General features: G+C 68.0%; 21 protein-coding genes. 13 read left to right on the forward strand and 8 right to left on the reverse strand.

Annotated features, from left to right (window positions below; genetic code table 11):
- Positions 1-8: 8 nt before the first annotated feature.
- From pgeF to lgt, 3 genes are read right to left on the reverse strand one after another with little or no spacing between them, the layout of a single operon-like run.
- A complete protein-coding gene (pgeF, locus tag AC1RJ9_RS05625; RefSeq protein ID WP_492836763.1) occupies positions 9-800 on the reverse strand; it encodes a peptidoglycan editing factor PgeF in 792 nt (263 codons plus the stop codon).
- On the reverse strand, positions 797-1,885 hold the full coding sequence (locus AC1RJ9_RS05630; protein ID WP_492836765.1) for a class I SAM-dependent methyltransferase: 1,089 nt from the start codon (positions 1,883-1,885) through the stop codon (positions 797-799). Before AC1RJ9_RS05630 ends, pgeF begins: the two co-directional genes overlap by 4 nt.
- Positions 1,872-2,786: a prolipoprotein diacylglyceryl transferase gene (lgt, locus tag AC1RJ9_RS05635; RefSeq protein ID WP_492836766.1), complete on the reverse strand. Its 915-nt coding sequence runs from the start codon at positions 2,784-2,786 to the stop codon at positions 1,872-1,874. Before lgt ends, AC1RJ9_RS05630 begins: the two co-directional genes overlap by 14 nt.
- A 113-nt stretch (positions 2,787-2,899) precedes the next feature.
- Between lgt and AC1RJ9_RS05640 the strand changes: the two genes are divergently transcribed.
- From AC1RJ9_RS05640 to AC1RJ9_RS05655, 4 genes are all read left to right on the forward strand, one after another.
- The gene (locus tag AC1RJ9_RS05640) at positions 2,900-3,169 is read left to right on the forward strand and encodes an accessory factor UbiK family protein (RefSeq protein WP_492836767.1); all 270 of its coding nucleotides are present in this window, start codon (positions 2,900-2,902) and stop codon (positions 3,167-3,169) included.
- Between the two features lie 132 nt (positions 3,170-3,301).
- Positions 3,302-3,808, forward strand: a complete 507-nt coding sequence (locus tag AC1RJ9_RS05645) for a type III secretion system chaperone family protein (protein WP_125156682.1) — start codon at positions 3,302-3,304, stop codon at positions 3,806-3,808.
- A gap of 179 nt (positions 3,809-3,987) precedes the next feature.
- Positions 3,988-4,770, forward strand: a complete 783-nt coding sequence (gene proC, locus AC1RJ9_RS05650) for a pyrroline-5-carboxylate reductase (RefSeq protein WP_492836768.1) — start codon at positions 3,988-3,990, stop codon at positions 4,768-4,770.
- Positions 4,771-4,810: 40 nt separating this feature from the next.
- Positions 4,811-5,368 carry a TetR family transcriptional regulator gene (locus AC1RJ9_RS05655; protein ID WP_492836769.1) on the forward strand — a complete coding sequence of 186 codons (558 nt, stop codon included), beginning with the start codon at positions 4,811-4,813 and terminating at the stop codon, positions 5,366-5,368.
- A 98-nt stretch (positions 5,369-5,466) separates the two neighbouring features.
- Here the strand turns inward: AC1RJ9_RS05655 and AC1RJ9_RS05660 are convergent, their stop codons facing one another.
- The 3 genes from AC1RJ9_RS05660 to AC1RJ9_RS05670 are packed head-to-tail and all read right to left on the reverse strand — an operon-like array spanning position 5,467 to position 8,028.
- The gene (locus AC1RJ9_RS05660) at positions 5,467-6,807 is read right to left on the reverse strand and encodes a sensor histidine kinase (RefSeq protein WP_492836770.1); all 1,341 of its coding nucleotides are present in this window, start codon (positions 6,805-6,807) and stop codon (positions 5,467-5,469) included.
- A 3-nt stretch (positions 6,808-6,810) separates the two neighbouring features.
- On the reverse strand, positions 6,811-7,512 hold the full coding sequence (locus AC1RJ9_RS05665) for a response regulator (RefSeq protein ID WP_492836771.1): 702 nt from the start codon (positions 7,510-7,512) through the stop codon (positions 6,811-6,813).
- Between the two features lie 12 nt (positions 7,513-7,524).
- Complete coding sequence (locus tag AC1RJ9_RS05670) at positions 7,525-8,028, reverse strand: MarR family winged helix-turn-helix transcriptional regulator (RefSeq protein ID WP_492836772.1); 504 nt, start codon at positions 8,026-8,028, stop codon at positions 7,525-7,527.
- Positions 8,029-8,108: 80 nt separating this feature from the next.
- Between AC1RJ9_RS05670 and AC1RJ9_RS05675 the strand changes: the two genes are divergently transcribed.
- The 4 genes from AC1RJ9_RS05675 (at position 8,109) to AC1RJ9_RS05690 (ending at position 10,520) form a co-directional block, all read left to right on the forward strand.
- Entirely contained in the window at positions 8,109-8,999 is an 891-nt protein-coding gene (locus AC1RJ9_RS05675) for a branched-chain amino acid aminotransferase (protein WP_492836773.1), read from the forward strand.
- A gap of 106 nt (positions 9,000-9,105) precedes the next feature.
- Positions 9,106-9,369 (forward strand): hypothetical protein, encoded by a 264-nt coding sequence (locus AC1RJ9_RS05680; RefSeq protein WP_492836774.1) that lies wholly within the window; start codon positions 9,106-9,108, stop codon positions 9,367-9,369.
- Positions 9,356-9,979 carry a cytochrome b/b6 domain-containing protein gene (locus AC1RJ9_RS05685; protein WP_492836775.1) on the forward strand — a complete coding sequence of 208 codons (624 nt, stop codon included), beginning with the start codon at positions 9,356-9,358 and terminating at the stop codon, positions 9,977-9,979. Before AC1RJ9_RS05680 ends, AC1RJ9_RS05685 begins: the two co-directional genes overlap by 14 nt.
- 10 nt (positions 9,980-9,989) lie before the next feature.
- On the forward strand, positions 9,990-10,520 hold the full coding sequence (locus AC1RJ9_RS05690; RefSeq protein WP_492836776.1) for a helix-turn-helix transcriptional regulator: 531 nt from the start codon (positions 9,990-9,992) through the stop codon (positions 10,518-10,520).
- Between the two features lie 31 nt (positions 10,521-10,551).
- On the opposite strand, the gene ahpF is transcribed toward AC1RJ9_RS05690, so the two are convergent.
- Complete coding sequence (ahpF, locus tag AC1RJ9_RS05695) at positions 10,552-12,138, reverse strand: alkyl hydroperoxide reductase subunit F (RefSeq protein WP_492836777.1); 1,587 nt, start codon at positions 12,136-12,138, stop codon at positions 10,552-10,554.
- Positions 12,139-12,277: 139 nt separating this feature from the next.
- Positions 12,278-12,841, reverse strand: coding sequence for an alkyl hydroperoxide reductase subunit C (ahpC, locus tag AC1RJ9_RS05700; protein ID WP_099581443.1), 564 nt, complete (start codon positions 12,839-12,841; stop codon positions 12,278-12,280).
- A gap of 412 nt (positions 12,842-13,253) precedes the next feature.
- Here ahpC and AC1RJ9_RS05705 point away from each other — a divergent pair, with 412 nt between their 5' ends.
- From AC1RJ9_RS05705 to AC1RJ9_RS05725, 5 genes are all read left to right on the forward strand, one after another.
- Positions 13,254-14,294 (forward strand): LacI family DNA-binding transcriptional regulator, encoded by a 1,041-nt coding sequence (locus AC1RJ9_RS05705; protein ID WP_492836778.1) that lies wholly within the window; start codon positions 13,254-13,256, stop codon positions 14,292-14,294.
- Positions 14,295-14,566: 272 nt separating this feature from the next.
- Positions 14,567-17,425, forward strand: coding sequence for a TonB-dependent receptor (locus tag AC1RJ9_RS05710; protein WP_492836779.1), 2,859 nt, complete (start codon positions 14,567-14,569; stop codon positions 17,423-17,425).
- Between the two features lie 116 nt (positions 17,426-17,541).
- Entirely contained in the window at positions 17,542-19,071 is a 1,530-nt protein-coding gene (locus AC1RJ9_RS05715; protein WP_492836780.1) for a tryptophan halogenase family protein, read from the forward strand.
- Between the two features lie 22 nt (positions 19,072-19,093).
- Positions 19,094-21,397, forward strand: a complete 2,304-nt coding sequence (locus tag AC1RJ9_RS05720) for a beta-glucosidase family protein (RefSeq protein WP_492836781.1) — start codon at positions 19,094-19,096, stop codon at positions 21,395-21,397.
- A complete protein-coding gene (locus AC1RJ9_RS05725) occupies positions 21,397-22,803 on the forward strand; it encodes a glycoside hydrolase family 30 protein (RefSeq protein ID WP_492836782.1) in 1,407 nt (468 codons plus the stop codon). Before AC1RJ9_RS05720 ends, AC1RJ9_RS05725 begins: the two co-directional genes overlap by 1 nt.
- The last annotated feature ends 2 nt before the right edge of the window (positions 22,804-22,805 follow it).

A 22,805-nucleotide genomic window follows, 5' to 3' on the forward strand; every position in this document is an offset into this window, starting at 1 on the left:
CCGGACGGTCACGCTTCCAGGCTGATCGCCGACAGCAGGCGGCCGTAGTCGCCCTCGCCGTTCAGGAAGGCGCGGCGGTTGGAGAAGAACCATTCCTCCTCGACCCGGGTGTCGCGGCCGACCCACTCGCGACGCTCGACGCCGGCGGTCTCCAGGCGGTCCAGCACGAACGCCGGCAGGTCGAAGAAGCGCTTGTCGTCGGTCGCGCCCGGCTTGAAGAACCGGCCCGAGCCGGGGCAGTCGGCCTCGAACCTGTGCAGGAACTCCAGCCCTACCTCGTAGGACTTGGGGCCGATGCAGGGGCCGACGACGCCGGTGATGCGTTCGGGCCGAGCGCCCAGCTCGACCATGGCGTCGACGGCGGCCTGGACGACGCCGTCCAGGGCCCCGCGCCAGCCGGCATGGGCGGCGGCCACGATCCGGGCCCCGGGATCGGCCAGCAGCACCGGCGCGCAGTCGGCGGCCAGGGCCCCGCAGATGACGCCGGGAGTCTTCGTCACCACCGCGTCGCCCTCGGGCCTCGCGTCGCCCCACGAGCCGTCGGCCTTGATCGCGATGGTGGAGTGGATCTGGTAGCAGGTGTTGAGGTCTTCCGGATCGCCGCCGAACCAGCGGGCGGCGCGGGCGCGATTCTCGATAACGTCGGCGGGATCATCCTTGCTGCCGCGCCCGACGTTGAGGCTGTCATAGATCCCCGTCGAGGTTCCGCCCTTGCGCGTGAAGAAGGCGTGCTTGATCCCTGGCAGGCTGGCCAGCAGGGGCGACTGGATGGCGGGCAGGTCGGGCGTCTTCGCGGTCATGTCGCGTCCTCGAAGAGGGGGGGCGAAAGGTCGGGCGCGGTCAGGCACGCGACCTTGAACAGAGCGCCCATCTGCGCCTCTCCGACCAGACGATCAAGCTGTCTCGCGATCCGATCGGCGTGATCGGGGCGGGCCGCGGCCAAGGCCTGGGCGCGGGTCTCGATCCCCAGGGCCAGCAGGAACTCGGCCTGGCTAAGAATCGGCCCGGCCTTGGCGCCGGTTTGCCGCGCGGCGGCGATGACCGACGGGAAGTCGACCCAGACGGTGAGGTCAGCCAGGCCCGCCGTGGTCAGCGGGTCGACCTTCTGGTGATTGCGGACGGCCTGCAGAGTGTCGCCGGCCTCCGGCGCGTCGCGGCCATAGTCGATCAGCAGCGCCGCGCCGCCGTCGGCAGCGAGGCGGTGGGCGATGTCCGAGGCCAGGGCGGCCTGGGCGGGCGAAGATTCCCAGACGCTCCCTTCGCCGGCTTCGGGCAGGTGAAGCGGCGCGGCGTCAGGCGACTTCCCGAGGCCGCGCAGCCCGAACGCCAGTTGACCGTTCTCGCCCAACCCGATCACCCGCTCGGCCCAGCCGTCCCTGGTCCGGACGAACTGGCGAGCGGGCAGGCAGTCCAGCAGCTCGTTGGCCACCAGGATCATCGGCGCGCCGGCCGGGACCTCGTCCAGGCGACCGACCCAGCGCGGGCCTTCGCCTAGCTTGGCGGCCTGCTTCGCGCGCAGCGGCCCCGACACCTCGACCAGCCAGACCTCGGTCGCCGCCAGGAAGTCCGGATCCAGCCGCGCCGCCCGCAGCAGGTCGCTCATCAGCGTGCCGTCGCCCGGGCCCATCTCGACCAGGCGAAACGGCGCGGGCCGGCCCATGCGGGTCCAGGTCTCCAGCACCCACAGGCCGATCAGCTCGCCGAACATCTGGCTGACCAGCGGCGCGGTGATGAAGTCGCCGCCCGCGCCCCCAAGACCACCTAAAGAGGGGCGCATCGCGTAGTAGCCGTCGCGCGGGTCGTGCAGGCAGCGGGTGAAGAACTCGGGGACGCCGATCGGCCCGTCCTGGGCGATCTGCGCCTTCAGGCGATCAAGCAGGCTCATGCCCGCCTTCGCCTGGACCGACTTGAACAGGCTCGCGCAGCGCCTTCCACAACAGCCAGCCGCCAACCAGGATCATCGGGGTCGACAGCATCATCCCCATGGTCAGGCCGAACGGGAAGTCGGGCATGCCGACGTCGGGATTGCGCACATTTTCCAGCGACAGGCGGAACAGGCCGTAGGCGATCAGGAAGGTCGCCACGATCGCCCCGCGCCGCTGCAGCCACTTCAGGCGATAGACGGCGAAGACCAGAATGAGGAACAGCAGCAAGCCCTCCAGCCCCGCCTCGTAGAGCTGGCTGGGATGGCGCGGGTATGAGCCGGCCGGGCAAATGTGCTGTGGGTGAGCGGCCTTGATCGTCTCGTTGCAGAAGATGATGCCGAACGGCCCGTCGGTCGGCCGGCCCCACAACTCGCCATTGATGAAGTTGGCGATGCGGCCGAAGAACAGGCCGATCGGGGCTGACGGCGCGATCAGGTCGCCCAGCTTCAGCATGTCGATCTTCTGCTGGCGGGCGAACAGGGCGATCGCCGCGCAGACGCCCAGGAAGCCGCCGTGGAACGACATGCCGCCCTCCCAGATCTTGAACAGGTCCAGCGGGTGCGCGAACAGCCAGATCCGCTGGTCCTCGTTCATCAGCATGTAGAACAGGATGTAGCCCAGCCGCCCGCCCAGAATGATGCCCAGGGTGATCCACAGCACCAGATCGTCGATCTGCAGCGGCGTGGCGGTTGGCGTACGGCCGCCCCACAGGCGCTCGGTCCGGGTCATCCGGACGGCGAAACGCCAGCCCAGCAGGATGCCCGCCACATAGGCAAGGGCGTACCAGCGCAAGGCCAGCGGACCCCATTGCAGGGCCCAGGGACCGATGTGCACGATCGGGTCGATGTTCGGGAAAATCACGTGCGGCTCCGTGCGGGACACATGGTCGCACTCGTATAGCCTTCGGGCTTCGCTTTCATCCCCCGTTTCCCATATAAGGGCGTAGCCCACCCTTCGGGCCACTCGGAACCGCGATGCACAGCCAGAACCCCTTCCTCGACGAATTCGCCAAGCTGACCCAGGCGGCCATGGGCATCGCCCAGACGGCCGGCGAGGAGGCCAAGACCGCCATGCGGGCCCAGGCTGATCGTCTGGCGGCCGAATTCGACCTGATCCGCCGCGATGATTTCGAGGCCCTGAAGGCCGAGGTCGCCGCCCTGCGCGAAGAGGTCGCGACCCTGAAGGCGGCCAAGAAGGCCCCCGCCAAAAGCGCCTCTGGAAAAACCGCGACTCCAGGCGAATAGGTGATTCGGCGCTCGCTCACGGCGTGAAGCGAGTTGAGACGAACGTCACGAAGCAGATTAGTGTCCCTAGGCACGTGAGCGATTCATGGCGGGGGTAACCCTCGCCGTCGCGGGCGGGGACGTAGGTTTTTCATGGACACCCAACCGGAAGACGACGACGTCCTGATGGCGCTCGACCCCCTCGAGGTGGTCGAACACGTGCTGTCGGCCGAAAACCTGACCTTCGACCGCACGGAAGACGGCGATCTGGCGTTCGCGCTGAAGGGCGACTGGAAGGACTACGAGCTGTGGTTCGCCTGGCGTCCGGAAGCCGACTGCCTGCAGCTGTGCCTGTCGCTGGACCTGCGCGCGCCGAAATCCAAGCGCGCCAACGCCTACGAGCTGCTGGCCCTGATCAACCAGCGCGTCTGGCTGGGCCACTTCGAGGTCTGGACCGAGGACGGCGAAGTGGTGTTCCGCCACGCCCTGGCCCTGCCGGCGGGCGAGCGCCCGACCATGGCCCAGGCCGCCTCGATGATCGACGCGGCGGTGGAAGCCGCCGATCGCTTCTTCCCGGCCTTCGAATTCCTGCTCCAGGGCGCCAAGACCCCGGACGAGGCCATGGCCGCCTGCATGTTCGAGACCGTCGGCCAGGCTTGATTTAGACTGGACTTCCCTTCTCCCCTTGCGGGAGAAGGTGTCGCGAAGCGACGGAAGAGGGGTCGCACGGCGGCTGCCTCGCCGTTTCGCGGCTGATCCGTCGAGAAACCCCTCATCCGACCTGCTTCGCAGGCCACCTTCTCCCGCGAGGGGAGAAGGATAGAGGTAGAGGTTCGCGCATGACCCCCATTCTCCTCCTCGGCGCGGGCCGCATGGGCGGCGCCTTGATCGAAGGCTGGAGCGCGGCCGGCGCTTTCGCCGCCGCCGACCTGATCGTGCGTGATCCGAACGCCGACGCCGACGCCTTCGCCGGCGCGGTGGTCAATCCGCCGCTTGAAGCCCTGTCCGCCGCCAAGACCGTGCTGCTGGCCGTGAAGCCGCAGATCTGGCGCGAGGCGGTCAAGGACGTAGTTGCGCACCTGGCCCCCGACGCCGTCATCGTCTCGATCGCCGCCGGTGTCCGCGCGGCGGACATCTCCGAAGTTTTCGGCGGCCGTCGCGTGGCGCGGGTGATGCCGACCACCGCCGTCGCCATCGGCCGGGGAGCGGCCTCGATCCATGCCGAGGATGGCGACGCCCGGGCCGCCGCCCATGCCCTGTTCGCGCCGGTCGCGACCGTGGTCGACCTGCCGAATGAGGACCTGATGCACGCGGCCACCGCCGTGTCGGGCTCGGCCCCGGCCTATCTCTACGCCTTCATCGAGGCGCTCGAAGCCGCTGGCGCGGCCCAGGGCCTGGACGCGGCGGATAGCGCCCGCCTGGCCCGGGCCACGATCATCGGCGCCGCCGCCCTGATGGAGAAGAGCGGCGAGGAGCCGGCCGAACTGCGCAAGCAGGTGACGTCGCCGGGCGGCACGACGGCGGCGGCGCTGGCGGTGCTGATGGGCGAGGGCGGCTTCGGAGACCTGCTGCCGAAGGCGCTGGACGCGGCCGTGGCGCGCTCGAAGGAACTTGGCGGCTAAGCGTCTTGCTCTCGTCGCTTTCCGCCGCCATCTGACTCCCATGACCGACGCCCCAATCTCCGCTGACGACGACATCCTCGACCGGGCCGCCGCCGCGGCCCTCGCCCTGGCCGCCGACAAGCCGTGGCCGGCCATCGCCCTGCGCGACATCGCCGTGAAGGCCGAGGTCCCCTTCGCCGAGCTCTACGGGCTGGCCGACAGCAAGCACGCGGTGCTGGCCCATCTCTCGGCCCGCTTCGACCGCGCGGCGCTGGGCGTCGACTATGCCGAGACCGCCGACGTCCACGATCGCCTGTTCGACGCCGCCATGGCCCGGCTGGAAGCGATGGAGCCCCATCGCGCCGCCCTGATCGCCATCGCCAAGGCCGAGGGCGTCCTCGTCTCGGCGACCCGCTTCCCGCGCATCGCCCGCGCCGTTCTGGAAGCCGCCGGCGTCGAGGCCACCGCCCCGCGCCTGGCCGCCATGACCGCCGTCTGGGCCCGCGTGGTCCAGGTCTGGCGGGACGACGAAGGCGCGCTGAACCGGACGATGGCGGAGCTGGACAAGCGCCTGAAGCAGATGGCCGACCGGCTGGCGAAGATCGGGGCGGGGTTCTAGAGCATTTTCCGACGAAGTGGATACCGGTTCGTCGTCAGAAAATGCGTTAAAACAAGATGCTAGAGCATTTCACCGATCCAATTGGATCGGAAATTGCTCTAGCCCGGCAGCCGGATCGAGGCTCGCAGGCCGCCCATCATCGACCGCGATAGCACCAGATCCCCGCCCAGCCCGCGCGCCATGTCGCGGGCGATGGCCAGGCCCAGGCCGACGCCCTTTTCGTTCTGGTTCCGGCTCTCGTCCAGGCGCGAGAACGGCTTGAAGGCCTCCTCGTAGCGGTCCTCGGGGATCCCCGGGCCGTCGTCGTCGACCGTCACCTCGACGCCGCCCGTCAGGCGGGCCGTGGCCGTCACCTTCACCCGGTCGGCGTGGGCGACGCCGTTGTCGATCAGGTTCGCCAACGCCCGACGGAAGGCCAGGGGCCGTAGCCGCGCCTCCAGGTCGCGGGTGATTTCGGTCTCGACCATCGCCCCGCCGCGCTCGGCGTCGGCGACCACGCCCTCGACCAGCTCCGACAGGTTGACCTCCTGCACGGCCTCCCCGCCCTCGCCGCGGGCGAAGGCCAGGTACTCGTCGATCATGTGCTCCATCTCGGAGAGGTCGCCCTTCATGGCCTCCAGCTGTTCGCTGGGCTCGGACATGGCCATTTCCAGCTTCAGGCGGGTGAGCGGCGTGCGCAGGTCATGGCTGACGCTGGCCAGGAGGGCGGTGCGTTGCTCGATGTGGCGGATGATGCGCGCCCGCATGGCCATGAAGGCCATGGCCGCCTGGCGCACCTCGCGCGCGCCGTGCGGCTTGAAGTCGTGGTCCTCGCCCCGGCCGAAGGCGTCGGCGGCGTCGGCCAGGCGCTCGATGGCCCGCACCTGATTGCGGATGAACAGGATGGCCACCGCCGTCAGCAGCATGGTCGCCACCACCATCCACAGGATGAAGATGTGCCCCTGGGTGGCGTAGGCGCGGTCGCGCAGCGCGTAGATCTGCAGGACCCCGTCCTTCACCTGCACGCGGATGTCGATATAGGCCGTGTAGCGGGTGGTATCGAACCAGAACGGGTTGTCGAGCCGATCGTCCAGCGCCTTGTCCAGCGAACGATCCAGGGCCGCGAACAGCGAGGGCCGGTGTCCGGTCGGCAGTTTGCGGCCCTTCTGGAAGGCGATCGACAGTGACATCGAGTCCTCGGCCCGCTTGGCCAGCTTTTCGACGGCGGCGGGGCTGGGATCGTCCTCGTAGGACTGCACGGCCCAGGCGATGTCGCCGGCCAGGCCCTCGGACAGCTTGCTGGTCACCGACTGCCAGTGGGCGTCGAAGAAGGCCCATGTCACGGCGATCTGCATCACCGCCACCGGCAGGATGATGATCAGCAAGCTGCGCCCGAACAGGCTCGTCGGCAGCCAGCGCTTGATGAAGAGCGGGACGTACAGCTTGGTGCGCAGGCGCATCAATCAGTCCGGCGCCAGCCGATAGCCGACGCCGCGCACGGTCTGGAGGTAGCGCGGGTTCTTCGGATCCGGCTCGATCTTGCGGCGCAGGCGGGTGACCTGGACGTCGACCGCGCGGCCGGTGGCGTCGGCGGTGTCGCGAGCCAGCTCCAGGCGGTCGACCGGCTCGTGAGCCGAGCGGGCCAGGCGGCGCAGCAGAGTGACCTCGGCCTCGGTCAGGCGCACGACCTCGCCGTCACAGGTCAGTTCGCCGCGATCGGCCTCGAACGTGCAGCGGCCCAGCAGCAGCGCCTTGGGCCCCACCGGGCGCGCCGACGAGCGGCGCAGGATGGCCTCGATGCGAAGGAGCAGCTCCTGCGGCTCGAACGGCTTGCCCAGATAGTCGTCGACCCCGCTGGACAGACCTTCGATGCGGTCGGCGGTCTGGTCGCGGGCGGTCAGCATCAGGATCGGCGTGCGACCGCTTTCGCCGCCCTTGGACCGCAGGCGCTTGGTGAAGGCGTAGCCGTCCTCGCCGGGCATCATCACGTCCAGCACCATCAGGTCGAAGTCCAGCGCGCCGAACAGGCGGTCGGCTCCGGCCGCGTCCGAGGCGGCCGTGACCCGGAAGCCGGCGCGGCCCAGGAATTCCTTGATCAGCTTGCGCAGGCGGTCGTCGTCGTCGACGACCAGGATGTGACGCTCGCGGCGCTCTTCAGGACTCATGGCGTAACACTATCAGGTTTGACGGCGGGGGGCGCCGACGCCCTGGCGCGGGCCGGCCAGCGCCGCCATGATCCGCCGCGCGCCGGCCACGCCGTCAAGACCGCCGGTGCGGTAGGCGCGGGCCAGCAGCGCCCGCAGCCGCTCGGCGGTGCGCTGCTCGAAGGCCACGCCCTCGGGGGTCAGGGTCGCCGGACGCCGACGGCCGTCCAGATCGCCCGCGCCGCGCTCGACCAGGCCGGCCTTCTGCAGGTCGGCAAGGGTGCGGCTGGCGGCCTGTTTGGACAGGCTGGTCAGCTTCGAGAGGTCCTGCACGCCAATGCCCGGCCGGCGGCGCAGCAGGAAGGTCGCGCGCCAATGCGAGCGGCCCAGACCCAGGGGCTCGGCCTCCAGCGCCGTGTCGACGGCGGCCCACAGCGAGGCCTCGGCCAGCAGGATCAGTTCCAGCCCGCCGTCCAGCTCCTCCTCGCGGAGGATCAGACGGGGATCGTCCGAACCGGGCTGCAGCGGGGCTATCATCTCGAGGAGTCCATTTTATTTGACGCCCCCGTCCTCGGGGCGTCTAAGAGCCGGGTTTCCAATAAGGAGGTCTTGGACCGATGTCTCTGGTTCCCTTCGACGATCGTGACGGTTGGATCTGGCTGGACGGCCAGTTCGTTCCCTGGCGCGAGGCGAAGGTGCACGTACTGACCCACGGACTTCACTACGCCTCGTCCGTGTTCGAGGGCGAGCGGATGTACGGCGGCGAGATTTTCAAGCTGACCGAGCATACCGAGCGCCTGTTCAAGTCGGCGGAGATCCTCGACTTCAAGATCCCTTACACGGTGGCCGAGATCGACGAGGCCTGCAAGGCGACGGCGGCCAAGAATAACCTCAAGGATTGTTATGTCCGCCCGATCGCCTGGCGGGGCAGCGAAATGATCGGTGTTTCGGCGCAGCAGACCAAGATCCACGTCGCCATCGCCGTCTGGGAGTGGCCCAGCTACTTCGATCCAGCGACCAAGGCCAAGGGCATCCGCCTGACCTGGGCCAAGTACCAGCGTCCGGACCCCAAGACCGCCCCGGTCGCGGCCAAGGCCGCCGGCCTCTACATGATCTGCACCATCTCCAAGCACGCCGCCGAGAAGGACGGCTACGCCGACGCGATGATGCTCGACTATCGCGGCTATGTGGCGGAAGCCACGGGCGCGAACGTCTTCTTCGTCAAGGACGGCGCCCTGCACACCCCCAAGCCCGACTGCTTCCTGGACGGCATCACCCGCCGCACGGTGATCGACATCGCGCGCGGCAAGGGGATCGAGGTCGTCGAGCGCCACATCCAGAAGGAAGAGCTGTCGACCTTCACCGAGTGCTTCATCGTCGGCACCGCCGCCGAGGTGACCCCGGTCTCCGAGATCGGTGAGTTCAAGTTCACGCCGGGCAAGCTGTCGCTGGACCTGATGGACACCTACGCGGCGCTGGTGCGCAACGAGGCGTTGGAGACGGCCTGAGGCCCGTAAGCAGGCGCTTATCCCGCGCCTGTAAGCCTCCCGCCTATGGCCGCGCCGGCTGGCGCGGCGCACGCCTTCTCTCGTCTCAAGCACGGGAGAACCGCAAGTGACCAAACCCTCGTTCGCCATATTCGGCGCCAGCCTCGTGATCCTGGCCCTGGGCGCCCCCGCCCTCGCGGAGGAGGCCAGGCTTCCTCGGGTCAAGGTCGTCTCGCTCGCCCCCGCCGCGTCCAAGCCGGCGCCCGGCAAGGCCGAGGATCCGGACGACGATGGCGCCCGCCACAAGGCCAGCAGCCACAAGTCCAGGGATCGTGACGACGCCGAGCGTGGCGACAAGCCTGACGCGGAGCGCCGCCATGACCGGGACTGAGACCACGCCGGCGCCCCGCCGCTGGGACCCGGTGGTCAAGCTGACGCACTGGACCGTTGTCGCCGCCGTCCTCGCCAACGGCCTGATCACCGAGGCGGGTTCGGCCCCGCACCTGTGGGTCGGCTATACGCTGGCCGCCACCCTGATCCTGCGTCTGATCTGGGGCGTCATCGGACCGGCCGAGGCCCGATTTTCGGCCTTCCCGCCCAGCCCGGGCCGCGCCCTGGCGCATGTCCGGGAGATCGTCGCCGGTCGACGCACCGAGCACGCCTCGCACAACCCGCTGGGCGCCCTGATGGTCTATGCGATCTGGAGCGTACTGGCCGTCATCGTCGTGACCGGCGTGCTGATGGTCAGCGCCCCCGCCGCGCCGGAACGCGCCGGCGCCTCTCCCGCCGCGGTGGTCGCGACGCTCGATCGTGACGGGGATGACCACGAAGAGGCCGGGGAAGCCGGCGAAGAGCACGAGGAGGGCCCGCTGACCGAGATCCACGAGGCGGCGGTGAACCTGCTCTACGGCCTCATCGTCCTGCACATCGCGGGCGTCGTCTTCGAGACGCGGCGGAGCGGTCGGCGGATAGTCTTGGCGATGCTTCCCGGGCGGCGCTAAGTCTCTGGCGATGATCAATCGACGTCGAGCCCTCGAGCACAGGATCACGATGATCGCGGTCATCGTGATCCTGCAGCTGGCCGCGACCATCTTCTTCCTGGTCGACTTCACCGGCGATCTGCGCGCTGGCGGACTGGGTTCGCACCTGCTGGCCGAGGGCGGCGCGGCGCTGGCCCTGCTGGTCGGCGTCCTGTTCGGTGCGACCCAGGTGCGCTGGCTCGTCCTGCGGGCGCGCCGGGACGAGGCGGCGGTGGCCGCGGCCAAGGGCGCCCTGGCCGACCTCGCGCATCTGCGTTTTTCCGATTGGCGGCTGACCGGGGCCGAGGCGGATGTCGCCCTCTTCGCCTTGAAGGGCTGTGACGTCGCCGAGATCGCCACCCTTCGCGGCGCGGCCGCCGGCACCGTGCGCGCCCAACTGGCCCGGGTCTACGCCAAGGCCGGCGTGCGCTCGCAATCCGCGCTGATGGCGTTGTTCATGGAGGAACTGGTGGAGACCACCGGGAGCGAGGGGGCCGCGACCGAGCGGCGCCGCGACCCGTAGCCATGGTCGCCGCCGCCGCCCGCGTCGGCGCTTAAGCCGCCTCCGCCTCCTCGTTCGCCGGAACCTGGCGGATCAGGTAGTCGAAGGCCGACAGCGAGGCTTTCGCGCCTTCGCCCATGGCGATGATGATCTGCTTGTAGGGCGTGACCGTCGCGTCGCCGGCGGCGAAGACGCCGGGCAGCGAGGTTTCGCCGCGATAGTCGACCTCGATCTCGCCGCGGTTGGTCAGGGCGACGCCGGAGTCCTTCAGCCACTCGGTGTTGGGCACCAGGCCGATCTGGACGAAGACGCCTTCCAGGTCCACGCGGTGGACGCTGTCGTGGTTGCGGTCCTTGTACGACAGACCCGAGACCTTGCCGTTGTCGCCGTGGATCTCGGTGGTCATGGCCGAGGTGACGATGGTGACGTTCGGCAGGCTGGCCAGCTTGCGTTGCAGCACGGCGTCGGCGCGCAGCTGGCTGTCGAACTCGATCAGCGTGACGTGGGCGACGATGCCGGCCAGGTCGATGGCCGCCTCGACGCCGCTGTTGCCGCCGCCGATCACCGCCACGCGCTTGCCCTTGAACAGCGGGCCGTCGCAGTGCGGGCAGTAGGCCACGCCCTTGTTGCGGTACTCGGCTTCGCCGGGGACGTTGACGTTCCGCCAGCGGGCGCCGGTCGACAGGATGACGGTGCGCGACTTCAGGCTGGCGCCGTTCTCCAGCTTGACCTCGATCAGGCCGCCCGGGGTCTTGGCCGGAACCAGACCGACGGCCTTCTGCAGGTTCATGATGTCGACGTCGTATTCCTTGACGTGCTGCTCCAGCGCCGCGGCCATCTTCGGACCCTCGGTGTGGGGGACCGAGATGAAGTTCTCGATCGCCATGGTGTCCAGCACCTGACCGCCGAAGCGCTCGGCCGCGACCCCAGTCCGGATGCCCTTGCGGGCGGCGTAGACCGCCGCGGCCGCGCCGGCCGGGCCGCCGCCGATGACCAGCACGTCGAAGGCGTCCTTGGTCTTGATCTTCTCGGCCATGCGGTCGCCCGCGCCGGTGTCCAGCTTGGCCAGGATCTGCTCGACGTCCATGCGGCCCTGGCCGAAGGCCTCGCCGTTCAGCAGGATGGTCGGCACGGCCATGACCTGGCGGGCCTCGACCTCGTCCTTGAACAGGGCGCCGTCGATGGCGACGTGGCTGATGCGCGGGTTCAGGGCGCTCATGGTGTTCAGGGCCTGCACCACGTCGGGGCAGTTCTGGCAGGACTGCGAGAAATAGGTCTCGAAGCGGTAGTCGCCGTCCAGCGCCTTGATCCGTTCGATGACCTCGGCGTCGAGGCGCGGCGGGTGGCCGCCGACATGCAGCAGGGCCAGCACCAGCGAGGTGAACTCGTGACCCAGCGGCAGGCCGGCGAAGCGCACCGAAGCGTCGCCGGCGGCGCGGGTGATGGCGAAGGAGGGCTTGCGGGCGTTGTCGCCCGACAGGTTCAGGGTGACCTTGTCCGACGTCGCGGCGACGTCTTCCAGCAAGGCCAGCATCTCCTTCGAACCGGCGTCGTCCGCGAGGGAGGCGACCAGTTCGATCGGCTGGCGCAGGTTCTGCAGATAGGTGGTCAACTGGGTCTTCAGACCGGCGTCCAGCATGGCGCGCTCCCAAAAGGCTAGGGGGAGAGAAAGGTAGCGTTCGATTTTCGGGGGAGGAGGATCGAACGCGGCGTACGATCGAGGCCGGGCCGCCGACCGGTCCGAATGAACGGCCGGCGGTCCGAGTAGTTCTTAGGCTTTAGATCTTGCCGACCAGGTCGAGCGACGGGGCCAGGGTCTTTTCACCCTCTTCCCACTTCGCCGGGCAGACTTCGCCCGGGTGGCTGGCCACGTATTGGGCGGCCTTGATCTTGCGCAGCAGCTCGATGGCGTTGCGGCCGATGCCTTCGGCGGTGACTTCCATGAACTGGATCACGCCTTGCGGGTCGACCAGGAAGGTGCCGCGGTCGGCCAAGCCGACGCCCGGGCGCATGATTTCGAAGTTGTTGGTCACCACGCCCGACGGGTCGCCGATCATCGTGTACTTGATCTTGCCGATGGCCGGCGAGCTGTCGTGCCAGGCCTTGTGCGAGAAGTGCGTATCGGTCGACACCGAATAGATCTCGACGCCCAGGCGGGTGAAGACGTCGTAGTTGTCGGCCAGGTCTTCCAGCTCCGTCGGGCAGACGAAGGTGAAGTCGGCGGGGTAGAAGAAGAAGACCGACCACTTGCCCTTGGTGTCGGCTTCGCTGACCGTGACGAACTTGCCGTCCTTGTAGGCCTGGGCGGTGAAGGGTTTGATCTCGGTGTTGATCAGCGACATGAGGCGCTCCAGTTGGAAGAGATGAGCCCTGTTACAGGCCCGACTCGAGATTGATCAAATTGATAAAACTTCTCCACGGGATAGAGTGGATCTATCAATTTCGCAAAAGCGAAATGGGTTTGGGCGGCATACTCAGCATTCGTTGATCGAATGATGAATTATCGAATGTCGAGTATGGGTCGCTAGCGCGGCCTCGTCGTTGCTTTGTCGCAAAAACTTATGGAGTCGGGGCGCGTCGCGCTGGCGTTTCGCCGCGACGGGCATGTCACGCCTCATATTGGTCAGACCAATTTGATTGATCGGCCAAGCCATCTCGTGCGAACCCTTGCGCGCGAACCCTTGCCTGTGGAACGCCTATCGCTTGTGCGACCGGGGCTTCCCGACCATGGTCCTGTATCCAGTGGAGTGTGATTTGACCGGCAAGAGACCGACCATCGACGACGTCGCCCGCGTTTCGGGTGTGGCGCGCGTGACGGTGTCTCGAGTGCTGAACGGCGGCCCCAATGTCCGCGACGAGGTTCGGACCCGGGTCATGCGAGCCATCGAGCAGCTGGACTACAAGGTCAATCCGCAGGCCCGCAGCCTGGCCGGCGGGGCCAGCCGTCTGCTGGCCTTCGTCTTCGCCTCGGACCTCGAGAACGATCCGAATTCCTACTATGAATCCGCTCTGGAGCTGGGGGCCCTGCGCGCCTGCCTGACCCTGGGCTACCAGGTGCTGGTCCAGAACGTCCCGCAGCAGACGCCCGACCGCGAGAAGCGGGTGCTGGACCTGATCACCAGCCAGCGCTGCGAGGGCCTGATCCTGTCGCCCCCCTACAGCGACGACGTCTCGCTGATCCAGGCGGCCTTGGCTCAGGGCTGCAAGGTGGTGACGGTGTCGCCCGGCGGACCGGGGCGCGGGATCGCCGACGGAGTCGGAGTCGACGACGAGGCCGGCGGCTACGACATGGCGCGCGAGCTGCTCAGCCTGGGCCATCGCCGCTTCGGCTTCATCGCCGGGCTGGAGGGCCACCTTTCCGCGGACCGACGCATGAAGGGGTTCGAGCGCGCCCTGGCCGAGCAGGGTCTGGGCGAAGACGCCTGGATCATGGCGCGCGGCGACTTCACCTTCCGCTCCGGCACACACCTGGCGCCGGGGCTGCTGGACCATCCGCTGAGCCCCAGCGCCCTGGTCTGCGCCAATGACGACATGGCCGCCGGCGCCCTGTCGGCCGCCCACGCGCGGGGTCTCAGCATCCCTCGGGATCTGTCGATCACCGGCTTCGACGACGCCCCCGTCGCCGCCATCGTCTGGCCGCCTCTGACCACCGTGCACCAGCCGGTGAAAGTGCTGGGCCAGCGCGCCGTCGAGATGCTGGTGGCCCGCCTGACCGGAACCAACAGCGCCTCCGAGCCGGTCTTCCAGCAGCTGGACCACGCGGTCGTACGCCGCCAGACCACGGCCGCGCACTAGAGCCTGTTTATCTCGTTTGGATGGGACCATCTAAACGAGATAAACAGGCTCTAGATCAAACATTTAGAGCCCTTTTTCCGCTTTAGATGATTCCCTCTAAAGCTAAAGGGCTCCAGCCGACCGTACCCGCTTTCCGGTTTCGATCTTGACAACGTTGTCGCTTGCCATGCTAGTGGAAGCGCTTCCATGGAAGCGCTTCCACGGCCAAGGTTGGCCTCACGACAAAAAAGGCCGTCGCTTCGCGCAGGAGCGGCTTCAGAGGGGAGAGCTAGATGATAAACCGCAAGAGCGGCGCGCGTCCGTCCATCCAGAAATTTTACGTCACCGCTTCCACCGCCGCGATCACGCTGGCCCTGGCCGGCTCGGCCTTTGCCCAGCAGGCGGCTGCTCCGGCCCCGGAAGCCGACGACACGGTCGACGCGATCGTCGTGACCGGCATCCGCGCGGGCATCCAGAACTCGATCAACATCAAGAAGAACGAGACCTCGATCGTCGAGGCCGTCTCGGCCGAGGACATCGGCAAGCTGCCGGACGTGTCGATCGCCGAGTCGATCGCGCGTCTTCCCGGGTTGGCCGCGCAGCGCGTCAACGGCCGCGCCCAGGTGATCTCGATCCGGGGTCTCGCGCCCGACTTCACCACCACCCTGCTGAATGGCCGTCAGCAGGCCAGCTCCGGCGACAACCGCGCCGTCGAGTTCGACCAGTATCCGTCGGAACTGCTGTCCAGCGTGGTGATCTACAAGACGCCGGACGCCCAGGTCTCGGGCATGGGCCTTTCCGGCACCGCCGACCTGCGCACCGTGCGCCCGCTGGGATACGGCAAGCGCGTCCTGGCCTTGAACCTGCGCGGCGAGAAGACCTCGGGCAAGAAGCTGAACGACGATTCCCGCAACACGGGCGGCCGTTTCAGCGCCAGCTACATCAACCAGTTCGCCGACGGCACGATCGGCGTGGCCCTCGGCTACGCCCACCTGGATTCGCCGTCGCAGGTGAAGCGCTACAAGGCCTATGGCTACGAGGCCTTCCCGCCGGAATCGACCTCGCCGGACAGCGCCGACGGCGCCCTGATGCTGAACGGCCAGGAGATCATGGCCGTCTCGCGCAACAACAAGCGCGACGCGGTCATCGGTATCTTCGAGTACCAGCCGAACGACCGGATTCACTCGACGCTGGACCTGTACTACTCGACCTTCAAGCAGAAGGAGACGACGCGCGGCGCCCAGTGGTTCTCGAACCCGTACGCCGACGGCGTGACCTATTCGAACGTCACGACCGCCGACATGGGCGGCTCGAAGTTCGCCACCGGCGGCACGCTGAATCACGGCGTGCCGATCGTGCGCAACGACTACAACACCCGCCAGGACCAGCTGTTCTCGGCCGGCTTCAACAACGAATTCCAGCTGACCGAAAACACCAAGCTGGTCGCCGACCTGTCCTATTCGTCGAACAAGCGGAAGGAACAGATCATGGAGACCTACGCCGGCTACGGCCGTGGCGTGGGCGGGGTCACCGGGTCGACGGCGGACGTGGGCCGCACCTATGACACCATCGGCTTCAAGGTCGCCGACAACGGGTTCTCGCAATATGACGAAGGCCTGAACTATGCCGACGCCAGCAAGGTCACCCTGGGCGACCGCGCCCCGTGGGGCGGCTGGGGTCACGACGGCGCGATCCGCTATCCGCACGTCAAGGAAGACGTCAAGGCCGTCGACATCCGCCTCGAGCACGAGATGGACGGCTTCATCACCCAGCTGTCGGCCGGCGTGAACTACACCAAGCGCGACAAGGGCAAGACCGTCTCGGACAACGACCTGTTCCTGAAGAACGGCCGCCAGCAGGTCTATGTCGACCAGGCCGATCTGGTCTCGCCGACCAACCTCGGCTTCGCCGGCTTCGGCGATGTCCTCTCGGTCAAGATCGGCGACGTCTGGAAGAAGTACTACAACTCCTCCCCGATCCTGGACGCCAACTACTACGACAAGAACTGGGACATCACCGAGGAGGTCACGACCTTCTTCGCCAAGGCCAACTTCCAGAGCGGCGACCTGCGCGGCAATGTCGGCGTCCAGGTGGTCCAGCAGAAGCAGGAATCGAGCGGCATGGTTATCAACGGCACCGAGCCGGGCCAACCGGTCGTCCCGACCAAGATCGCGGTAAAGGACGACTATACCGACGTCCTGCCGAGCATGAACCTGATCTACGACCTGGGCGGCGGGCATCGCTTGCGCCTGGCCCTGTCCAAGACCATGGCCCGGCCGCGCATGGACGACATGCGCGCCAACGTGACGCCGGGCTTCGACGCCCTGATTTGCACTGGACCGGGCGGCTGCGCCCCCGGCTCGACGGTCAATCCGTGGAGCGCCTCGGGCGGGAACCCGAACCTGAAGCCGTGGTTGGCCAAGGCCGCTGACCTGGCCTACGAGTGGTATGTCAGCCCCGCGACCTATTTCTCGATCGCCGGCTTCTACAAGAAGCTGGACACCTACATCTATCAGCAGTCCGGCACCTTCGACTTCACGGGCATCCCGCGACCCACGGCGGCCAGCCAGATTCCGTCGAACGTCACCATCAGCCCGATCGGCCAGATCACCTTGCCGGCCAACGGCAACGGCGGCGTGGTCAAGGGGGTCGAGTTCAGCGGCGCCGTCGAGCTCGGCCAGTTCGCCGACATGCTGAAGGGCTTTGGCCTGCAGGGCAGCCTGTCGCTGACCAAATCGAACCTGAACCCGACCGGCAACCCCGATCCGACGCAGGAAGTCCGCATCCCAGGTCTGTCGGGCACGGTCTACAACGTCACCGGCTATTACGAGCGCGGCGGCTTCCAGGCGCGCATCAGCCAGCGCTACCGCTCGGCCTTCAAGGGCGAAGTGGTGCAACTCTATGCCAAGCGTGGCGAAACCGAGATCCTGGCCGACAAGCAGGTGGACGCCCAGATCGGCTACACCTTCAACGACGGTCCGCTGGAGAACCTCGGGGTCCTGTTGCAGGTCAACAACCTGACGGACTCGCCGTACCGCACGCGCCTGGGCCTCGACGGCGGCGGCACCAAGACCCAGAACGGCGGTTCGCTGCCCGAGACCTACGAGAAGTACGGCCGTCAGATCCTGTTCGGCGTGAACTATCGGTTCTAAGCAGAAGGCCGAGCCGAGCCGCGCTCCCCCGCGACTTGGGCTCGCCAGGCAAGAACCAACGGAGGCGGGGTCGCCTATGGCGGCCCCGACCTTCGAGCTCAATGGGAGGCGGGTGGTTGCAACCGCTCAAGAAAATACTGATCGCCGGCGGCGGTTCCGCGGGCTGGATGACAGCGGCGCTGTGCTCGCGGCTGTTCCAGGGTCTCTACGAGATCGTGCTGATCGAGTCCGAGCAGATCGGCACCGTCGGGGTCGGCGAGGCGACCATCCCCGCCATCAAGAAATTCAACGAGCTGCTCGGCCTCGACGAGGACGACTTCCTGCGCAAGACGCAAGGGTCCTTCAAGCTGGGCATCGAGTTCCGCGACTGGTTCCGCAAGGGCGAGAGCTACCTGCACGGCTTCGGCGTGCTGGGCCAGGACCTGGGCTGGCTGCGCGTGCACCAGTACTGGCTGCGGATGCGGGAGCTGGGCCAGGCCCCGGACTTCGACGCCCTGTCGATCAACAACGCCATGGCGCTGCAGGACAGGTTCATGCGCGCCCGGGCCGACATGGCCGAGTCGCCGATCGGCCACATCGCCCACGCCTTCCACTTCGACGCCGGCCTCTACGCCAAGCACCTGTCGACCTACGCCCAGGCGCGCGGCGTCCAGCGGCGCGAGGGGAAGATCGTCGACGTCACGCTGCGGCCCGAGGACGGCTTCGTCCAGTCGGTGACCATGGACGACGGCGAGGTCATCACCGCCGACCTGTTCGTCGACTGCTCGGGCTTCCGGGGCCTGATCATCGAGCAGGCCCTGAAGACCGGCTACGAGGACTGGACCCGTTGGCTGCCGGCCGACCGGGCCATCGCCGTGCCGACCGAGCGCTCGGCGCACTTCACGCCCTATACCCGCTCGACGGCGCACGACGCCGGCTGGCAGTGGCGGATCCCGCTGCAGCACCGCACCGGCAACGGCCACGTCTACTCATCGCAATATATCGACGACGACGAGGCCGAGCGCGTCCTGCTGGCAAACCTGGACGGCGCCCAGCGCGCCGACCCGCTGCGCATCCGCTTCACGACCGGCAAGCGCAAGAAGATCTGGAACAAGAACTGCGTCTCGATCGGCCTGGCCAGCGGCTTCATGGAGCCCTTGGAGTCGACCAGCCTGCACCTGATCCAGTCGGCCGTGATCCGCATGGTTCGCCTGCTGCCGGACGCTGGCTTCGACCCGGCCAATGTCGACGAGTTCAATCGCCAGAGCGACTTCGAATACGAGCGCATCCGCGACTTCATCATCCTGCACTACAAGGCCACCGAGCGCGACGACACGCCGTTCTGGCGCCACTGCCGCGACATGGAAGTCCCCGCCACCCTGCAGCGGAAGATGGACCTGTTCCGCGCCAACGGCCGGGTGTTCCGCGAGGACGACGAGCTGTTCACCGAGGAGAGCTGGATCCAGGTGTTCCTGGGCCAGGGCGTGATCCCGCGCGGCTACGACCCGCTGGTTCGCGTCCACTCGGACGAGGCCATCGCCACCCATCTCGGCAATATCCAGACCGTCATCGGCAAGTGCCTGAACGTGATGCCCAGCCACGCCGAGTTCGTGGCCCGCGCGTGCCAGGCCCCGCCGCTGCCGGCGACCCCTGTTCCAGTCCCCTAGACGTTTTCGACGGAGTAACGCCATGACGACCGCCGCCCAGCCTTCATCCGCCTTGCGGATCCTGTGCCGGACCACCGCCGCCGTGGCGTTGCTCGCCCTGACCCCGATGTCCCTGGCCTTTGGATCCGGGGCGCTCGCCCAGGTCATGCCGACCAAGGACAGCGCCCCGCTGGCCCCGCGCGCCAACGACCCGGCCTGGGCCCGCGCCGACGCCCTCGTCAAGCAGATGACGATGGACGAGAAGATCACGTACCTGCACGGGCTGTTCCCGCCCAACACCAAGCCGGCGCCGGCCGACATGATCCCCTCGGCCGGCTATGTGCCGGGCGTGCCGCGCCTGAAGATCCCGACGCTCCGTGAGAGCGACGCCAGCCTCGGCGTGGCCAACCAGGTCGAGCAGCGCAAGGGCGACGTCGCCACCGCCCTGCCGTCGGGCCTGGCCCTGGCTTCGACCTTCGAGCCCAAGCTGGCCTATGCCGGCGGCGCGATGATCGGCGCCGAGGCCCGCGCCAAGACCTTCAACGTTCTGCTGGCCGGCGGCGTCAACCTGACCCGCGACCCGTGGGCGGGCCGCAACTTCGAATATCTCGGCGAAGACCCGCTGCTGGCCGGCGAGATGGTCGCCGAGCAGATCAAGGGCGTGCAGTCCAACCACATCATCTCGACGATCAAGCACTTCGCCCTGAACGCCCAGGAGACCGGCCGTCACGTGATGGACGCCCAGATCGGCGAGGCGGACCTGCGCGAAAGCGACCTTCTGGCCTTCCAGATCGCGATCGAGAAGAGCAACCCCGCCTCGGTCATGTGCGCCTACAACAAGGTCAATGGCGACTGGGCCTGCCAGAACGACTTCCTACTGAACAAGGTGCTGAAGCGCGACTGGAACTATCCCGGCTTCGTGATGTCCGACTGGGGCGCGGTGCACAGCACGGTGAAGGCCGCGCTGGCGGGGCTGGACCAGCAGTCGGGCCAGGAGCTGGACACCCAGATCTTCTTCGGTGACGACCTCAAGGCCGCCGTCGCCAAGGGCGAGGTCAGCCAGGCTCGTGTCGATGACATGGTCCGCCGCATCCTGCACGGGGTGATCACCTCGGGCCTGATGGACAACCCGACCCCGACGACCGCCCAGCCGATCGACTACGCCGCCCACGCCAAGGTCGCCCAGGCCGTGGCCGAGCGCGGCTCGGTGCTGCTGAAGAACGAGGGCAATCTTCTCCCGCTGGCCAAGACCGCCAAGAAGATCGTGCTGATCGGCGCCCATGCCGATGTCGGGGTGATCTCGGGCGGCGGCTCGTCGCAGGTGCGTTCGGTCGGCGGCGCGCCGGTCGAGATCCCGCTGGACGGCGGCGAGGCGGCCTCGTTCGTCCGGGTCACCTGGCACGCCTCCTCGCCGCTGGAAGCGATCAAGGCCGCCGCGCCGGGCGCTGAAGTGATCTATGTCGACGGCAAGGACCCGGTCGCCGCGGCCGCCGCCGCCAAGGACGCCGACGTCGCCATCGTCTTCGCCTGGCACTGGCAGACCGAGGCCCAGGACGCCCCGTCGATCGCTCTGCCTGACAATCAGGACGCCCTGATCGACGCCGTCGCGGCGGCCAACAAGAATTCCATCGTCGTGCTGGAGACCGGCGGTCCGGTGACCATGCCCTGGCTGGATCGCGTCGGCGCGGTGCTGCAGGCCTGGTATCCCGGCCAGCGCGGCGGCCAGGCCATCGCCCGCCTGCTGTTCGGCGAGGTCAATCCGTCGGGCCGCCTGGCCATGACCTTCCCGAAATCCGCCGACCAGGCCCCGCGCGCCAGCGCGCCGGGCTTCGCCGAGCAGGCGGCCATCGACGACGCCCGCCGCGCCGGCCAAACCGTTCCCGGCATCAAGGGCTTCGCCGTGCAGTATCCGGAGGGCGCCGCCGTAGGTTACCGCTGGTACGCGCAGGAGAAGCGCCAGCCGCTCTATCCGTTCGGCTATGGCCTCTCCTATACGGCCTTCGCCTACAAGAACCTCAAGGTCGAGGACGCGGCGGGGCTGAAGGTCAGCTTCGACGTCACCAACACCGGCAAGGTCGCCGGCGCCGACACACCGCAACTCTACGTCACGGCGGGCAAGCGCAAGTCGATGGTCCGCCTGGCGGGCTTCGAGAAGGTAGACTTGGCGCCGGGCCAGACCAAGCGGGTGACCCTGACCGTCGAGCCGCGCCTGCTGGCCGACTATGACGTCGCCAAGCCGGGCTGGACGATCCCCGCCGGCAGCTATCCGCTGTATGTCGGCAGCCACGCCGGGGACATGGCCCTGACCGGCGCGGCCAACCTCAAGGCCTGGTCGCGGAAGCCGTGATGCGAACCCTTTCCCTCACCCTCGCCGCCGCGGTCGTCGCGGCGGCCCCCGCTCACGCCGCGCCCAAGCTGCACAGCTGGACGACCACGGGCGACAAGAGCCAGCTCCTGGCCGCCCAGGCGCCGTCGGTCGCGGTGGCGGCCGACGCGATCGCCAGCCTGCCGGTCATCGCCGTCGACGCCAAGGAGCGCCACCAGACCATGGTCGGGTTCGGCGCGGCAATCACCGACGCCTCGGCCTGGCTGATCCAGAACAAGCTGACCCCAGCCCAGCGCGACAGCTTGCTGCGCGAGCTCTATGGGCGCGGGGAGGGCGGCCTTGGCTTCAGCTTCACGCGCGTGACGATCGGCGCCTCGGACTTCTCGCTGGACCACTACAGCCTGGACGACGCGCCGGGTGGCGCGGCCGATCCGGCGCTGCAGCATTTCTCGCTGAAGCGGCCGCAGGAATTCGTGTTCCCGACCGTGCGCGCGGCCCTGAAGATCAATCCCGAGCTGAAGGTCATGGCCTCGCCGTGGAGCGCTCCGGCCTGGATGAAGACCACCGGCTCGCTGGTGAAGGGGCAACTGAAGCCCGAGGCCTATCCGGTCTATGCCGACTTCTTCGCCCGCTACATCAAGGAAGCCAGGAAGGTGGGCGTCCCCACCGACTATCTGAGCATCCAGAACGAGCCCGACTTCGAGCCTGACAACTATCCCGGCATGCGCTGGCTGCCCGCCGACCGCGCCAGGTTCTTCGGCGACAACTTGGCGCCGGTTTTCAAGCGCGAGAAGATCGCGACCAAGGTGCTCGACTGGGATCACAACTGGGACCAGCCGCAGCAGCCGATGACCGTGCTGGCCGACGCCAAGGCCAGGGCCTTCGTCGCCGGCGTCGCCTGGCACTGCTATGCCGGCCAGGTCGAGGCCATGGAGACGGTGCGCGCGGCCCATCCGGACAAGGATGTGTTCTTCACCGAGTGCTCGGGCGGCGAATGGGCCCCCAGCTTCGACGACAGCTTCTCGTGGATGGTCGAGCAGCTGATCATCGGCTCCACCCGTCGCGGCGCGCGCGGCGTGCTGATGTGGAACCTGGCCCTGGACGAAAAGTTCGGCCCCCACGCCGGCGGCTGCGGCGACTGTCGTCCGGTGGTGACGATCGACAGCACGAGCGGCGCGATCACCCGCACCCAGGAATATTACGCCTTTGGCCAGGCGAGCCGCTTCGTGAAGCCCGGCGCTGTGCGGATCGGCTCGCCGGAAAAGGTCGGCGACCTGCGCACGGTGGCGTTCCAGAACCGGGATGGCGGCCGCGTGCTGCTGGTGCTGAACACCGGCAAGGCCCCGGCGGACTTCGCGATCGTCGAGGGCGCTCGCCGCTTCAAGGCCAGCATCCCGGCGCGGGCGGCGACGACCTTCACCTGGTAGAT

It is taken from the genome of Caulobacter sp. GW822-FHT07D08 (genome assembly GCF_058798735.1).